Origin of the sequence: Marinobacter sp. DSM 26671, from assembly GCF_900112835.1 — a bacterium.
Lineage (GTDB): Bacteria > Pseudomonadota > Gammaproteobacteria > Pseudomonadales > Oleiphilaceae > Marinobacter > Marinobacter flavimaris.
Genome location: NZ_FONF01000015.1, coordinates 22726 through 38622, shown reverse-complemented (window position 1 = coordinate 38622; position 15897 = coordinate 22726). Strand labels below are relative to the sequence as shown.

17 protein-coding genes and 1 pseudogene are annotated in these 15897 nt (G+C 58.5%); 3 read left to right on the top strand and 15 right to left on the bottom strand.

The genetic code is table 11. From position 1 onward, the window contains the following. Positions 1-8: 8 nt before the first annotated feature. The 4 genes from BM035_RS15710 to BM035_RS22390 form a co-directional block, all read right to left on the bottom strand. Positions 9-875, bottom strand: coding sequence for an ABC transporter ATP-binding protein (locus BM035_RS15710; protein ID WP_092033059.1), 867 nt, complete (start codon positions 873-875; stop codon positions 9-11). 188 nt (positions 876-1063) lie between these two features. Further along, positions 1064-2071, bottom strand: coding sequence for an ABC transporter permease (locus BM035_RS15705; RefSeq protein WP_217646355.1), 1008 nt, complete (start codon positions 2069-2071; stop codon positions 1064-1066). Between the two features lie 27 nt (positions 2072-2098). Then, positions 2099-3481: a CmpA/NrtA family ABC transporter substrate-binding protein gene (locus tag BM035_RS15700; protein WP_092033057.1), complete on the bottom strand. Its 1383-nt coding sequence runs from the start codon at positions 3479-3481 to the stop codon at positions 2099-2101. A gap of 223 nt (positions 3482-3704) precedes the next feature. Continuing rightward, on the bottom strand, positions 3705-3887 hold the full coding sequence (locus tag BM035_RS22390; protein ID WP_139043687.1) for a hypothetical protein: 183 nt from the start codon (positions 3885-3887) through the stop codon (positions 3705-3707). Positions 3888-3982: 95 nt separating this feature from the next. Here BM035_RS22390 and BM035_RS15695 point away from each other — a divergent pair, with 95 nt between their 5' ends. After that, positions 3983-6628, top strand: a complete 2646-nt coding sequence (locus BM035_RS15695) for a nitrate reductase (RefSeq protein WP_092033118.1) — start codon at positions 3983-3985, stop codon at positions 6626-6628. Here BM035_RS15695 and BM035_RS15690 read toward each other — a convergent pair. Next, positions 6612-7277, bottom strand: a complete 666-nt coding sequence (locus BM035_RS15690; protein ID WP_053115514.1) for a hypothetical protein — start codon at positions 7275-7277, stop codon at positions 6612-6614. The two genes, BM035_RS15695 and BM035_RS15690, sit on opposite strands and share 17 nt — an antisense overlap. A gap of 299 nt (positions 7278-7576) precedes the next feature. Here BM035_RS15690 and BM035_RS15685 point away from each other — a divergent pair, with 299 nt between their 5' ends. Both BM035_RS15685 and BM035_RS15680 read left to right on the top strand, forming a co-directional pair. Next, positions 7577-8149 carry a type IV toxin-antitoxin system AbiEi family antitoxin domain-containing protein gene (locus BM035_RS15685; RefSeq protein WP_008176946.1) on the top strand — a complete coding sequence of 191 codons (573 nt, stop codon included), beginning with the start codon at positions 7577-7579 and terminating at the stop codon, positions 8147-8149. Between the two features lie 47 nt (positions 8150-8196). Further along, positions 8197-9102 (top strand): nucleotidyl transferase AbiEii/AbiGii toxin family protein, encoded by a 906-nt coding sequence (locus BM035_RS15680; RefSeq protein ID WP_008176949.1) that lies wholly within the window; start codon positions 8197-8199, stop codon positions 9100-9102. Between the two features lie 119 nt (positions 9103-9221). On the opposite strand, the gene BM035_RS15675 is transcribed toward BM035_RS15680, so the two are convergent. The 10 genes and pseudogenes from BM035_RS15675 to BM035_RS15640 form a co-directional block, all read right to left on the bottom strand. Next, positions 9222-9650 (bottom strand): hypothetical protein, encoded by a 429-nt coding sequence (locus BM035_RS15675; RefSeq protein ID WP_008176952.1) that lies wholly within the window; start codon positions 9648-9650, stop codon positions 9222-9224. Between the two features lie 103 nt (positions 9651-9753). After that, positions 9754-10203, bottom strand: a complete 450-nt coding sequence (locus tag BM035_RS22385; protein WP_139043688.1) for a hypothetical protein — start codon at positions 10201-10203, stop codon at positions 9754-9756. Between the two features lie 10 nt (positions 10204-10213). Then, the gene (locus tag BM035_RS22380) at positions 10214-10561 is read right to left on the bottom strand and encodes a hypothetical protein (protein WP_139043689.1); all 348 of its coding nucleotides are present in this window, start codon (positions 10559-10561) and stop codon (positions 10214-10216) included. Between the two features lie 53 nt (positions 10562-10614). Then, the gene (locus BM035_RS15670; protein WP_008176957.1) at positions 10615-11133 is read right to left on the bottom strand and encodes an Hcp family type VI secretion system effector; all 519 of its coding nucleotides are present in this window, start codon (positions 11131-11133) and stop codon (positions 10615-10617) included. 215 nt (positions 11134-11348) lie between these two features. After that, a pseudogene (locus BM035_RS15665) lies at positions 11349-12573 on the bottom strand (serine/threonine protein kinase). Positions 12574-12650: 77 nt separating this feature from the next. Next, the gene (locus tag BM035_RS15660) at positions 12651-13463 is read right to left on the bottom strand and encodes a formate/nitrite transporter family protein (protein WP_092033053.1); all 813 of its coding nucleotides are present in this window, start codon (positions 13461-13463) and stop codon (positions 12651-12653) included. 81 nt (positions 13464-13544) lie between these two features. Then, positions 13545-14309 (bottom strand): energy transducer TonB, encoded by a 765-nt coding sequence (locus BM035_RS15655; protein WP_092033050.1) that lies wholly within the window; start codon positions 14307-14309, stop codon positions 13545-13547. Then, entirely contained in the window at positions 14306-14716 is a 411-nt protein-coding gene (locus BM035_RS15650; protein WP_092033047.1) for an ExbD/TolR family protein, read from the bottom strand. Before BM035_RS15650 ends, BM035_RS15655 begins: the two co-directional genes overlap by 4 nt. Further along, complete coding sequence (locus tag BM035_RS15645) at positions 14713-15108, bottom strand: ExbD/TolR family protein (protein ID WP_092033044.1); 396 nt, start codon at positions 15106-15108, stop codon at positions 14713-14715. The genes BM035_RS15650 and BM035_RS15645 overlap by 4 nt, the downstream gene beginning before the upstream one ends. Further along, complete coding sequence (locus BM035_RS15640) at positions 15095-15883, bottom strand: MotA/TolQ/ExbB proton channel family protein (RefSeq protein WP_092033042.1); 789 nt, start codon at positions 15881-15883, stop codon at positions 15095-15097. Before BM035_RS15640 ends, BM035_RS15645 begins: the two co-directional genes overlap by 14 nt. Positions 15884-15897: the final 14 nt, after the last annotated feature.

Genomic DNA, 15897 nt, shown 5'->3' with positions numbered 1-15897 from the left:
GAAACGTATCACGTCCTGGCGGCCCGGGCCTTCGGTTGCTCACCCTCGGAGGCTTCCGGCTTTCCCGAACGACGTGGCGAGATGTGCTCCAGCTTGCGCTGTTTCTCGTACAGGAAGCGCAAGACCTCCTGCCGGTAATGCACGTATTCCGGGTTATCGGCCAGAGTCACCCGGTTGCGCGGCCGGGGCAGGTCAATGTAGAGATCCTCGCCCACGGTGGCCTCGGGCCCGTTGGTCATCATGATGATCCGGTCTGACAGCAACACCGCCTCGTCCACATCGTGGGTGATCATGATTACCGTGTTGTTCAACTCCTGCTGAATCTCCATCAACGAGTCCTGTAAGTGGGCCCGCGTCAGTGCATCCAGCGCGCCGAACGGTTCGTCCATCAGCAGCACGCTGGGCTTCATGGCCAGGGCACGGGCAATCCCCACCCGCTGGGCCATACCACCCGATACCTCACCCGGTCGCTTGTCCGCCGCATGGGCCATATTCACCAGCTCCAGGTTGTGATGAATCCAGTCGCGTCGCTCCTGCTTGCCCATGGATTTTCGAAAAACCTGCTGCACTGCCAGCTCGACATTCTCGTACACCGTCAGCCAGGGCATCAGCGCATGGTTCTGAAACACCACCGCACGCTCCGGCCCCGGCGAATTCACCTCATGGCCATCCAGCACACAGCCGCCCCTGGTCGCCTGAAGCAGGCCAGCCACAATGTTCAGGACGGTGGACTTGCCACAACCGGAGTGGCCAATCAGGGAAACAAACTCGCCCTTCTGTATCTTCAGATTAATGTTGTCCAGGGCCACAAACGGTCCCTTCGGCGTATCAAACGCCATTTCAACACCGGTTAATTCAAGATGAGCCTTACTCATGGAAAGCACCTCGCGGTAATCGGAGCGCCGGGTGGGTCACGCCTCCCGAAACCCTCAAAAACATGGATGTTTTTGCGGAGCGTACAGGGATGTACTCGCCGCGTGTTTCGGGAGGCATGACCCACCCGGTGCGGCATGCTCCGTGGTAAAAGAACACTGTTGGAACTCGAAAGCTCGATGGGAGTACGTCACTCATTCCAGGCAACCTTGCGCTGGATCAGAAGCATCACCCGGTCCAGCACAAACCCGATAAACCCGATAGCCAGAACCGCCACCATGATCCTGCTCAGGGACTCACTGCTGCCGTTCTGGAATTCATCCCAGACGAATTTGCCCAACCCCGGGCTCTGGGCCAGCATCTCGGCCGCGATCAGCACCATCCAGGCAATGCCCAGCGACACCCGAAGGCCGGTGAAAATCATCGGCACCGAAGAAGGTAAAACCACCTTGCGGACATGGGTCCAGAACGACAGCCGCAGCACCCTGGAGACATTCAGCAGATCCGGATTGACCGCGGCCACACCGACGCTGGTATTGATCAACGTGGGCCATAGACTGCACAGAGTGACCGTGATCATGGAGGTCAGGAACGACTTCTCGAACATCGGGTCATCGCTCACGTAGGTTGCTGAGACCACCATGGTCACCAGCGGCAACCAGGCCAGCGGTGACACCGGCTTGAACACCTGGATCAGCGGGTTGACCGCCGCCTGGAAATGCCGGTTCAGGCCAACCACGATGCCCAGGGGCACGGCGATAGCGGTCGCCACGATGAATCCGGCCAGGACCGTAACCAGACTGGTCAGGATCTGGTCGGGAAAGGTGGGGGCACCGGGGTAATTCCGAATCCTGACCTCAGCCTCAGGGTTGTCCGCCAGAATCCGGGCGTTCCGCTCTTCCTGCATGGCAATGAACTTGTCGGCCCGCTCGCGCTGGTTGACGTGCTCCTGCCAGAGTTGCCCCGATTGTTCCCAGACCTGTGCCGGGCCCGGGAAGCTGCCCAGTGAGGTATCCACCTGCGGTGCCGCCAGATGCCAGAAACCGACGAATACCAGAATACCTATCAGTGGCAGCAACATCTGGCGCCCGGTGGCGGCGAGCTGGCCGGGTGTCAGCGACTCACCGAGGGACCTGAATCTCTGGCCCAGCCAGCGCGGCGGCTGGGAGGGTTTTTTGGCCGAAGTAATCGTAGTCATGGTTATCAAACCTCCTTGCAAACCCGGTTACGGGGTTTGCGTACCTTTCAGGCCGATCTCGAAACTGTCGATATAGGCGTTGGGTGTTCGGGGGGTGAAGGCGATACCGTCAATCAGCTCGCCCTGTTGCGGGCGCTGAAAGTTCTCGGCATCGAAGTCCGGAAAATCCTTGGCCTTCAGCGTGCCGTCGGCAATCAGTGAACGAGCTGCCTGCTGGTAGATGTCGGCCCGGTAAACCCGGGCTGCGGTTTCCATATACCAGTCGTCCGGCTTGGCCTCGGGTATCTGGCCCCAGCGGCGCATCTGGGTGAGATACCAGATGGCATCGGACGGATACGGGTAGGTGGCGTGATACCGGAAGAAGACATTGAAATCCGGGACTTCGCGAACGTCGCCTTTTTCATACTCGAAGGTGCCGGTCATGGAGTTGGCAATCACCGCCTCATCGGCACCTACATAGCTGGGCCGGGCCAGGATTTTCACGGCCTCGTCCCGGTTGGCATTGTTGTTCTCATCGAGCCAGTGGGCGGCGCGAATCATGGCGCGCAGCAGGCGCAGATGGGTGTTCGGGTAGTCCTCGGCCCACTGACGGGTTACGCCGAAGACCTTTTCCGGGTTATTCGGCCAGATCTCATAGTCAGTAATCACCGGAACGCCGATGCCCATGAACACGGCCTGCTGGTTCCAGGGCTCACCTACGCAGTAGCCCTGGATAGTGCCCGCCTCCATGGTGGCCGGCATCTGCGGCGGTGGCGTCACCGACAGGTGCACGTCGGCTTCCAGGGTGCCGCTGGTGTCGCCGCGCTGGGGGGCGTAGTAGCCGGGGTTCAGTCCGCCGGCTGCCAGCCAGTAACGAAGCTCATAGTTATGGGTGGACACGGGAAACACCATGCCCATTCTGAACCGTTCGCCCCGATCCCGGGCCGCTTCCACCACGGGCAGAAGTGCACTGGCGCTGATCGGGTGCTCGGGCTTGCCGTCGGCATTATCGGGGATATGCTGGCTCATGGTGTCCCAGACATCATTGGAAACCGTTATACCGTTGCCGTTCAGGTCCATGCTGAAGGCCGTGATGATATCGGCCCGGGTGCCGTAGCCAATGGAGGCGCCGAGAGGCTGGCCGGCGAGCATATGGGCGCCATCCAGTTCTCCGGTAATCACCCGGTCCAGCAGGACCTTCCAGTTCGCTTGCGCTTCCAGTTCAACAAACAGGCCTTCGTCCATAAAGAAGCCCTGTTCCCAGGCAATCGCCAGGGGCGCCATATCGGTCAGCTTGATAAAGCCGAGCTTGAGGTCCGGCTTCTCGGCCGGACCGATCTCCGCGTGAGCCCCCGTGCTGACTGTCCAGACGGTGGCTGTAAGCAGAATTCGAGTGAGCCAGCGGGCGGTTCTTCGTGTGAGCGTGTACATGGATATACCTCATTCTGTTTGGCCCAAACGCAAAAACGCCCGCTCTCCGTTGCCGGAAAGCAGGCGCCTGTGCCTGGGGATCAGTTTTCTGTTGAGTCGTAACGCGCGTCTCTGTTTATAGTCTTGCACGGGCCGTGCCATCTCGGCTGGTCTCAATAAAACAACGAGTTAGGAGAGCTCTTCGAGGAGGCGGCAGGTATGGTGAGCGGGCATTCGTCTGGTTTTAGTGCGTGGTAGGCCAGGTTTGCACCACTTTGATACCGGATTTGATGGTTGGCCCGGAGCCTTGGCGCATTGATGCGGGGCTGAAATCCTCGAGAGCCGCCATAGTCGGTGTCTGGCAGAGCCCGGAGCCGCCCTTGATCGGAATGGCCCTGTTATTGCAGCCGGTAATGCGACTGTTCAAGACAACCTGATTCCATTGGCAAAGAAGCCCGCCCCTGATGCGCCTCCAAGGCATCCGGATTGGCGGGCTTTTTTTATGAAACCCGAGGAGGTGCTGTGACCGGTACCAACAAAAAACCGGCGACGGTTCAAACCACCTGCCCGTATTGCGGTGTGGGTTGTGGAGTGAGCGCAACGCCATCTGCGACCCGCGGGGATGAGACACATCCGGCGAATCTGGGGCGCCTTTGCGTGAAGGGCTCTGCCTTACACGAAACGCTGACTCCTGATGGACGACTGTTGCGGCCTGTTGTTCACGGTCGTGAAAGTGCCTGGCCGCAGGCAGTGGCGGAAGTGGCCCGACGGATTCGTGAATCAGTGGCGCTTCATGGGCCCCGGTCTGTGGCCTTCTATCTCTCCGGTCAGTTATTGACGGAAGATTATTACGTGGCCAACAAACTCGCCAAGGGGTTTATCCGCACACCCAACGTGGATACCAATTCCCGCCTGTGCATGTCGTCTGCCGTTGCAGCCCATAAAAGGGCCTTTGGCGGGGATCTGGTTCCCGGCTGTTATGAAGACCTGGAGTTGGCCAACCTGTTGGTGCTGGCCGGCAGCAATGCGGCCTGGGCGCATCCGGTGCTCTATCAGAGAATGCAGGCTTCGGCGCGACCCGGTCGCCGGGTCGTAGTGATTGATCCCCGTAAAACCGCGACCAGCGATCTGGCGGATTTGCATCTGGCCATCCGCCCCGGGACCGATACGGTGCTGTTCAATGGCTTACTGGTCTGGCTGGCCGACCAGCAGGCTGTTGATAATGGCTATCTGGAGGACCATTGTGAGGGTTTCGACGCCAGCCTCAGCGCTGCCAGAATCGCGGCACCCTCTTCCGAAGCGGTGTCCAGGATCTGTGAACTGCCGGTAGAAGATGTCATTGCCTTTTACCGATGGTTCGCAGAAGAACAGCGCACGGTGACGGCGTTCTCCCAGGGCATCAACCAGTCCTCAGCCGGCACCGATAAAGGCAACGCCATTATCAACTGCCATCTGGCCACAGGCCGGGTGGGAAAGCCCGGCGCCAGCCCCTTTTCCCTGACCGGCCAACCCAATGCCATGGGTGGCCGGGAAGTGGGTGGGCTGGCCAACACCCTTGCCGCTCATATGGATTACGACAGACCGGATGCCCGGGACCGCGTGGCCCGGTTCTGGGAGACCGAGGCGGTCGCAGATGGACCGGGCATGAAAGCCGTCGACCTGTTCGATGCGGTTGAGCGGGGTGATATCAAGGTGTTGTGGATCATGGCCACCAACCCTGCGGTCAGTTTGCCGGAGACCCATCGTATTCGGCGGGCTCTGGACCTGTGCCCGACTGTCATTGTGTCTGATTGCGTCAGGGACACAGACACCGCTCGCCATGCGGACATCCTGTTGCCGGCGGCAGGTTGGGGTGAGAAAGACGGCACGGTTACCAATTCCGAACGCTGCATTTCCCGTCAGCGGCGCTTTTTGCCGTTGCCCGGAGAGGCCCGGCCCGACTGGTGGATCGTCAGTGCGGTGGCCCGCGCCCTGGGACACCAGGCGGGCTTTGACTATGGGAAGCCCGCGGACATTTTCCGGGAACATGCCCGGTTGTCGGGGTTCGAGAACGCCGGTCAGCGTTTCTTTGATATTTCCGGGCTGGCGGAGTTGAGCAATGAACAATACGAGTTGCTTGAGCCTGTCCAATGGCCGGTTACCGGGGCGGCGTCTGATTCCAGGCGACTGTTCACTGACGGTCGGTTCGCGACCGCCAACGGGCGCGCTCGACTGATGCCAGTTGCCTCTCGATTACCGGCCAGGAATCCGAATGAAGCGTTTCCGTTGATCGTGAATACCGGCCGTATCCGGGACCAGTGGCACACCATGACCCGGACAGCCCGGTCCAGCCGGTTGCTGGCCCATCGCCCCGAGCCGTTCATTGAGGTGCATCCCGAGGATATTCGGGCGCTTTCCCTCACCCCGGGGGCATTGGCAACACTGAAGAGTGCCCATGGGCACTTTGTCGGCCGGGTGCGCAGTGCGCCGGAGCAGCGGCGTGGTGAGGTGTTTGTGCCGATCCACTGGAACGATCAGTTCACCGGGCAGGGTCTGGCTACAGCGCTTACTGACAGCCTGGTAGACCCGATATCCGGGCAACCGGAAGCCAAGCACGGTCGTGCTACCCTCACCCACTGGCCTGCCCGTTGGTATGGACGTTTGCTGGTGCGACGGGATCGTCCAAAACGCTGGAAGGCAGACTACTGGGCCCAACAGGTTCTGCCCGATTGCGATAGCTGGATCGTGGCGGGGCAGTGCAAAATGGATTGGAAAAGTGCTGTGCCAGACTGGCTCGGCGGCCAGCCGCAGCTGGTGATGGAAGATGTCCGCGAAGGCCGCTTCCGGGCGGCGCGGTTGCGCAATGGTCAGTTGGAGGCGGTACTCATGGTGGATCGTGACGCGGCTGCCTTGCCATCCGTGGACTGGCTGGTCAGCTGCTTTAGTCAGCCAGAGCTCGACGAGGCGAGCCGGCGCGGCCTGCTGGCGGCAAAGGCCGTCGATGGGGATGATGCTGGCAACCTGGTTTGCAGCTGCTTCCAGGTTGGGGACCGACAGATTCAGCAGGCAATTGGGCGGGGTGCCAACAGCGTCGATGCCCTCGGCCGTGAGCTCAAGTGTGGCACCAACTGTGGGTCCTGTGTGCCGGAGATACGGAGCCTCCTGGTTGCCTCTACCGAGGTGGTGTAAGCGGGCTTAGCATCTGCACAGGCACTCTGTATCGCACCCCTTTCGAGTGCCCGATGCCGTCCACGGTGCAGGTCTTTCGATTGACCCGAATGATCTGCCCGTGCAGTTCCCGCCGGCCGGCACCAAAACGCACGGTATCGCCCACCTGCCAGTGGGCCATCTGTTGCCTTGTGTCCACAGGCTCGAAGGGCGTATCCGGTAGCGCCAGACCCTGTTCCCTCGCCTCATCTGCCAGGGCCTTACGGGTCGCTTGCGCCGCCCCGTTCTCGTGCAACTCATCCAGAATGGTATAGAAATGGCGGTTGTGCACAGAGCCCCGATATCGCTGGCCGGCACTTTGCTGCAGGAGATGGGCAAACTCGTGGCAGCAGGTGTGTGCCAACAGATTCAGAGTGCTCAGTTCCCCGCCAAAGTACCCCCGTTTCCGGATCTCTCGGCCTGACAGCCAGCCGCTCGCCGTCTCCGGCTGGTGCTTGGCGGCAATCATGCGGGCACCGTAGGTGATCAGGTGTTGCCGGTCTCGAGAATCGTAACGGTGATAGGTGGCCTGGCCGGACCCAACCCGGCAATGCAGGACGCTGCCCGGATTGCGTTCCCGGACCCATTGCTCCGCCGGTTGCCAGAGCCAGTCCCGGGTGACGGCGCACATGAGTTCGCCAAGGCTGATGGCGGTCTGGGTTGGTAGGGGCGTTTTCTGCAAACTTGGGTACCTGGCTACTTCACGGATGCGTAATACCAAACAAGCTTAACGTTCGAATTTACGGTTTGCTATGGTCTGGCTCGGCAATATTATGCGGTGGTACTGATTATCGACCTTGGGAAAGGTCCAGCAAAGCCGACACTTGAATGACCTATGCCATTCAGACAAACTGTCACCATATATAAATAAGTGGTGACGATTTGTCTGGCTCCGACTCCGCCCGATCTTCCAGGGCAAAACTCCAAACCATGTTCCGTCAACGCGGCGGTCAGCTCCGCCTGACAGAAGCGCTGGCTCGGGGCTTTAGCCGGTACCAGTTCTATCAGCTTCGGGACGAGGGGCTGATTGAGCCGGTCAGCCGTGGCATTTACCGGCTGGCGGACCTGCCCTCAATAGAGAACCCGGATCTGGTGGCTGCCGCTACCCGTTTTCCCAATGCGGTGCTTTGCCTGATTTCCGCGCTGGCCTGGCACGACATTACTACACAGATTCCCCATCAGGTGCATCTGGCGGTGGAGCGGGATGCCCGTTTGCCGGTGCTGGATTATCCGCCGGTAGCCGGGTACCGGTTCTCCGGGCGGGCCTTTAGTGAAGGCATTGAACAGGTTGACGTGGATGCCATCACCCTGAACGTCTACAACCCGGAGAAAACCCTGGCCGACTGTTTCAAGTTCCGGAATCGAATCGGCATGGATGTGGTTCTGGAGGCGTTGGATCTATACCGCACCCGCAAAAACTTCCGTCCAGGAAAACTGATGGAATATGCCAGAATCTGCAGGGTCGCCAATGTCATGGCACCCTACTTGGAAGCCAAGCTGTGAACAGAATCATCCTGGCGATGGAATAAAAAGAGTGAAAGGAGATCACGGTGGCACAAAACACTGCTGCGTCCGTTCGGCAGAGATTGCTGAATAAGTCCCGGGAAGAAAAGCGTCGCTTTGATGAACTGCTGCAGTATTACGCCATGGAGCGGTTTCTTTACCGGTTGAGTCAGTCGCCCCATAACCGCTGCTTTACCCTCAAAGGTGCGCTGATGTTCTGGGCAATGCAGGGGCCGAACAGCAGACCGACACGGGATATCGATATGTCGGGCCAGACCAGCAATGATCCAGAGGCTATTCTGGCCCAGGTGGGCGAGATTATTGCGACTGAGGTGCCGGATGATGGCTTGCGATTTGATCCGGATACCCTGAAGGCGGAGACCATTACCGAAGATGCAGACTATCAGGGGCTAAGGGTGACCTTCAGCGGTTTTCTCGACAACGCCAGGATTCCAATGCAACTGGACATTGGCTTTGGCGATCCCATATTTCCGTTCCCATCCTGGCTGGAGTTCCCGGGCTTGCTGGATTTTCCAACTGCACGGATTAAGTGCTACACCCCGGAATCGTCGATTGCTGAGAAGTTCCAGGCGATGGTCAACCTTGGCGAACTGAACAGCCGGATGAAGGACTTTTACGATATCTGGCTGCTTTCGCGTCAGCACGAGTTCCGGTTGGAAAATCTCGAGGGGGCGGTTGAGGGCACCTTCCGAAAGCGTGGGACAGCAATCCCTGAAACCAGTCCCTTTTCTGCCGCTTTTATGGACAGCAAGCAACCACAGTGGCGGGCTTTCCGTAAGCGCCTTGGCCAAGAACATGTGCCAGAGGCTTTTTCGGAGGTAGTAGAGGCGGTGGTTGAGTTCCTCGGCCCTTTGATGCTGAGCAGAGACGTGGACGCGCCCAAGGAAATTTGGTGCCCACCCGGTCCATGGAGTCGGCAGGCTTATGGCTAGTCTTATTTCGGAAGACAGTATCAAGCAAGAACTTTTGCAGCGCTTGCAGCATATTTACGGCTCCAATGGGCTGGACCGTCATACCGAAAAGCTGGAAAACCTGACATAGACAGCATAGATCATTCGCGTGTTTTACTGACAGACAAAGAAGATAGAACTTCGCCGAACACGTCATCCTGAGTACTAATGGTAATCCATGAAGAAGGGTGTTCCGAGGTCGCGATAAATGCAGTGGTGTAGCCTTTGACGGTGACCGAGAAGCCGTAGGCGCTGCCACCCAAATCCAACTTTTTGACCTTACCAGAGTATTGTTGCGTTTCGTTAGATCCTTGCCGAACTTCGTCAACGGCCGTTTCAAAATCTGGGCTGGTTTCCATAGTCCTCAACGAACCAACGATTGCTGAATCAAGCCAAAGTTGTGTTTCGAAAGGCTGCACTTCGATAGCATCAAACCGACTCTTACTGAGTTCGAACGTCAGATCGTTGGAGGTGCGAAACTCAATGGATGCCTGGTCAGTTACAGCACAACCTGAGACCAGGCTGGCCAAAACAATCCTTAAAATTATGAATCTTCTCATTACCGGTTGTATTTCGACGTAAAGCTGCTGGAAGGCTGCTGAATTCGGGACTCGGGTGAGTGGTAGCTATGCATTATTCTGAAATCTTCGCGCCATTTATCCGCAATGACGTTGAGCTTTCAACTGGGCCCTGGAAGGTAATAAGCGATTGAGCTTGGCCGTTCGGTACAATAAATACGGTTCTAAAGTCCCCCTGAACTACTCCAAATACCTGAGCTTCGGGAATTTGCTCCATCCAAATTGGTTTACTTGAACCCTGATTGGCACTCTCAAAAAGCGTCGTTGAGGTGTCAATCGCTGAACTTGAGCTTACTGTACTTGGAATCTCCTCCGATCTGACAAAACCTACGACCCGGTTGTTTCTCAAAAATACAAGCTCGCCATCCCTCATCTTCACAGAGGAGAACATCTTTTCTGGTACTTCTATAGCTAGTTCGCTGTATGGTTGAATGACCAATGAAGATTGGGATGCGCAGCCGGAGAGAAGAAGTAAAAATGATAAAGCTAGGGCTATCCTTGCCATGGTGGGAGTCTCATCTCAATGTCGTTTCGATAGAGGATCTGAACTGGCCAGAACGAACAGTTCGGCAAATCCAGCTTACCTTCACTTCGTTCTGCAAAAAAGGTTTCCCTGCCTCGCGAATCAGGCGTAAAGCCCATTTTGTGATCCTGCGTGTTGGTCGTAGTAGGTCCTGTGGAGAAGGAACAGCATCAACCCATCTACTACAATCGACGGTTTCCACGAGCATATGGGCGATAGCGCGCACGGTTTCTTCGGTTACGCTGCTTTCAGTGAATCCTGAAGCAACAGAATGGCCGTAGAACGCCTTCATGATGGCTCTGATTTTATCAATGTCTTCGGCCGACAATTGACTATCCATTTTTTTCATCCCTGCAAAGGCAGAAGGACCCCTGCGGGGCCCTTCTGGCGTGATTACGCCTCGATCGGCGAACGCCAGTCGTCAGCACCGGAAGTACCGGCAACGGCGTGCTCCCAGGTTACCTTGCGGTAGGACAGGGAAACGGTGACCAGCTGGGTGAAGTCGGCGTTGCCGGCGTCCTGGCAGTGGGGCATGTTGCAGTTGATGTCGATAATGGTCGCATCTTCGAGGATGGTGGAGAAGAAGTGCTCCTGCTTGCCCTCAACGGAGGTGCGGTACCACTTCAGCTCGACCTTGGGCAGCATCTCGCCGGAGGCCAGGGCGTTGTACATCAGCGGGGTGGCCTTGTTCAGGGCGGAGGTGAACTTGAACGGTTTGTGCACGCGCTGGCCGGAAGGCTGACCGGACTGGGGATCGGTCGGTACGGTAACGACGTGGCTGAATTCCTGAACCAGCACTTCGTCTTCGTGGCCTTCCACGTAGATGTTACCGACGGAATCGGAAGTGAATGCGCCGGCAGTAATGTTGCCCTGGGTCTGGCCTTCGATGCTGATATAACAAGGAGTTGGCATAGTCTGCTCCATGACTTGTGAATGAATAGTGTCCCCGGGGTGTTCCCTGGACGCGGACTTTCATTACAAAGCCTGTGCCAGAAGAGGAAATAGTTTTTAAAACAGTGGGTTATCTTTTTTCTCGGAGATGTCCCCGGCGGGCCAGGCAACCGCGCGCCCGAACGCCGGGCGAAGGATTGCTGGTGGGGCAAAAACTTGCTCGGGCAATACCCGCTTCAGCCCAGGCCGAGGGCTGCCAGCAACGCCAGGAGCAATAACGCGGATACACCCTGCCAGAAGGCCACGGGATTGCGCTCCATTAACGGCGGCCGATGACGCTTGTGCCAGTCGACGGATGGGTGTCGCAGCTTGTACAGGTATTCCGAGAGCGCCGGGTAACGTCTGTGGGCCTGAGGGTGAACCGCTTTTTCAATTGTATCGTCGACCCAGGCGGGAAGATTCTCACGTAAGTGTCTCGCGGGCCGGTAGTTCAGCCCGCGAAGCTGGTTCCGGCTATGGATTTTCGGTACTTCCGCGCCATAGGGAAGCTGGCCGGTGAGCAACTGGTAGGTAATCACGCCCAGGGAGAACTGGTCTGATAGCCAGCTGCCGGGCTCGCCGAGAAAGGTCTCAGGGGCACTGTAAAGGGCGGCCCCCCGAGGAACCGCCTGTTCGCCGATCTCAGAGTCCTCAAGGCCGGCGACCCGGGTGGCACCGAAATCAATCAGCGTGACAGTGCCATGGGGATCCACCAGCACGTTTTCCGGCTTCAGGTCCTGGTGCACCATTTCAAGCCGGTGGAATGCCCTCAAGCCTTTACCAATCTGCTCAACGAGATCACGCACGGTATCAAGTGTCGGAGCCGGGTTGTCCAGCATCCATTGCCGCAAGGTACAGCCTTCCACGAACTCTGTGGCCTGGTAGAGAAAGCTGGGTCGTTGGCTGGACTGGAACGGTCTTGCGACATGAGCGCTGCTGATTCGCCTGGCAATCCACTGCTCGGTGGAAAACTGTTCCAGGTAGACCGGATCGTGTCTCTGTTCCAGTGAGGGCATCTTCAGCACCACCCGGGTATCGGTTTCCTCATCCACCGCCAGGTAGACATGGCTGCGGCTGCTGGCGTGAATCTGTCTCAGAATCCGGTAACCGTCCAGATGTTGGCCCGGCTGAAGTTCCGGCGCAAACGGTAACCCGGCCAGCTCGTAGCACACGCTGGGCGGACTGTTTCACCGACCAGCTTTCCGGAGTGGAAAAGTAGTCGCTGAGGAAACCCGCGACGGCGGACTCGCTGGCAATCTGGCTGACATTGCTGGAGCTGATGCCGTCGGCGATGGCAACGGCGATGCCTTTGGTGATCAGCTGGTGGCCCTTTGGCACCAGTAAACCGTGGAAGTCCTGGTTGACTGGTTTGACGCCAGCGTCGGAGTACTGGCCGGCGGAAACGGAAAGGGAGCTGGTCATTGGGAAACGGCATTTCCTCGATCAAGGAAAACGCAACTCCGGCGGGTGCGGCAGCCGGAGTTGCAGGACGCCCCGACTCAGTTGGTACGGGCCAGGGCAGCGTCGTTGTAGGTTTCCGCAACCTTGCGCTTGGGCGCGGTGCGCACATGGGTGGTGTAGAGGGTCAGGCCGGTAAAGGCGAGGCCGCCAACCAGGTTACCCAGAACGGTGGGAATCTCGTTCCACCACAGGTAGTCCATCACCGAGAACTCGCCGCCCATGATGATGGCAGACGGGAACAGGAACATGTTCACGATGGAGTGCTCGAAACCCATGAAGAAGAACAGCATGATGGGCATCCACATAGCCAGTACCTTGCCACTGACGCTGGTGGAAATCATGGCGCCAACCACGCCCATGGAGACCATCCAGTTGCACAGCATGCCGCGAATGAAAATGGTGGCCCAGCCGGCAGCACCGAACTCCGCGTACCCAAGCGTGCGCGCTTCACCAACACTGGCGATCTTCGCGCCAACGGCACCGGGATCGGTATTGAAACCGTAGGTGAAGATAAACGCCATCATGAAGGCGACGGTCAGTGCGCCGCCCAGGTTGCCAAGGAATACCCAACCCCAGTTGCGCAGTATGGCTGCCGGGGTCACTCCGGGGCGTTTATCAAGCAATGCCAGGGGCGTGAGCATGAACACCCCGGTTAGCAGGTCAAAGCCCATCAGGTAGAGCATGCAAAACCCGATAGGGAACAGGATAGCGCCGATCAGAAAGACTCCGGTCTCGACCGCTACAGTGATGGCAAACGCTGCAGCCAGCGCCAGAATGGCGCCGGCCATAAAAGCCCGGATCAGGGTGTCCCGGGTAGACATGTAGATCTTGGATTCGCCGGCGTCGACCATAGAGGCGACCTCCGCTCTCACGCACCCGATCGGTGCGTCACCATTCAACGCTGCTGCAACCTGGCGCAGCGGGGCCGCGGCTCAGCGAAGGCTGAACCGCACGGGCAAGGCGTAGCGGAATTTCTGTCCTGCAATCGCTTCCGGCACTGATGGCAGAGGCGCCGCCTGTTCGAGCATGGCCAGCGCTGACTCGTCCAGAAGCTGATGTCCGGAGCTGGTTCTCAGGCTGTGGGCCACCAGGGACCCGTCCCTTTGAAACTCGAACACAATCACGGGTGTGCCCTCCTGGCCAAGGCGCCTCGCCCTGCGCGGATATTCATAATATCGGGCAAGATGGCGACTGAGTTTGGACAGGTAATTATCCACTTCTGATTTAACGCCAGCGTTCTGCAGTGGAACGGTTGCCTGTGATTGCTCCTCAGTTGCAGTCTCTGCCGGATCACCGCTCGGTGTTTCCGCTTCCATGACCTCTTCGGCAACCTCTGGCTCGGGCGTTGGTTCCGTTACCGGCTCGGGTTCCGGTTCTGGCTCAGGTTCCGGCTCAGGTTCGGGCTCAGGTTCTGGCTCGGGTTCGGGTTCAGGTTCGGGTTCAGGTTCAGGTTCAGGTTCAGGTTCAGGTTCAGGTTCAGGTTCAGGCTTTGGCTCTGGCTCTGGCGCAGCGTCGGGTTTCGGCGCGGGTTCGCCAGCCAGCTTGATTCGGATGGCCGGCGCTGTGTTGACCGCGGATTCGCCCAGGGTGTTGAGCTCCACCGTCTCTTCGGGAGAGGCGATCGCCAGGGCGACGAAGGTCACTACCGTTGCGAGCAGCAGAAGTGCCCAACGGAAGGGCGGCTTTTGCGGCATCATTGGCCAGGCTCCGTCAACAGCAGAATATCCTGATACCCGGCCTTTTCCAGCAAACGGAAGAGTGTTTCCAGATCTGCCATGGTGATGCTCTCGGCAGCGGCGATTTTCAGGGGCTGCTGGCCATCAGGCTCCGGCAGCCGGGCAACCAGGGATTCTTTACTGAGCAGCTCACCGTCAACTTTCCATTCTCCGTCGGCGCTTACAATCATGTCCGCATGGGGCGACTGCCGGTCCTCTGCCTGCCGGGTGGCGGGCAATTCTGGCAGCGGGTCATCGGCAAGTTGGCCGGCAACGATGAAAAACATCAGCAGCAGGAACACCAGATTAATCAACGGCAGAAGTGCATCTTCCACGCGTTCCATCAAGGTTTTGCCGGAGGTAAACGGAGGTGGAACCAGATCGCTCATGGTGTCGTTGCGTTTGTCCGCTTCCAGTGGGTATCGATACCTCTGTCAGTCAAGCCGCTCAGAACCGTGGTGAAAGCGCCAAGCGGGGCGTCGCCCGTTGTCGACAGATTGACTTCGGTGACACCGGCTTCTGACAGTTCGCTGACCAGCCGCTCCAGGGGTAACGTCTGGCCCTGCCACCTTACGTCGCCATTGGCCGTGACCGTCAGTTCCGGCAGAGGCTCTCCGGTGACCGGGCTGCGGCTCGAAGTGTTGTTGGCCAACTCCAGGTAGTCCACGGGCAATAGCCGGGTGGTCAGCATAAAGAACACCAGCAGAATGAAGACCACATCGATCAGGGGCGTGATCCGGATTGGAATCGGACGGTTTGGCCTCGGCTCAACCAGTTGCATGGGCGAATCGCTGACCCCTGGCGGTTGAATAACGGTCGGGCTCGTCCACGGCTGTCCTGGCGTTACGCTGGCTTTCCGGCAATTGGTCGTCTGCTTCAACGGCGTCCAGAGTCTGCTCCGGCACGATATGCAGAATCGAAACCAGTGTGCTGTTGATGATTTTGTGGATGCGTCGCAGCCGGAACTCGATCCATGCAGCCAGCGCCGCAAACGGTATGGCCACAACCAGGCCCGCCGCTGTGGTGGTCAGTGCTTCGTAGATGCCGCCACTGAGCTGGGTGGCATTGGCACGGCCTTCGGTGGCCGCCATGGCACTGAACGCTTCCATCATGCCCAGCACTGTGCCGAGCAGGCCGAGAAGAGGTGCCAGGGCTGCGATGACTTCGATAATCTTCAGCGGTGCCTCGAACGGCTCCAGGGAATGCTGCGCATCCCGTGCGGCGGTTTCCCGGATCTGCCGGTCGTCCTGGCCGTTCTGGATTGCCTCAATCGTATCGGTGACCAGATGCTGCAGCGGATTCATCCGCCCCCAGCGACCTGCCTGATGACGGACGTTGGACGGTCGCACCGATGCCGGAACCTTCTGCCAGTTCATTACGGTTTTTTTAAGCCGGCCGGACAAACGCGGTGCATAGAGGGCCCCCAGGAGCATCAGATACACGAAGGTAACGAAGCCGATAACGGCGAGCATTACCAGCACAATCATCACAGGTCCGCCCATATCAATAAGTTGCGCGAGCGGGCCGGTATTCAGGGGCAAAGAGAGGTCCGTCATGAGAAGGTTTCTCA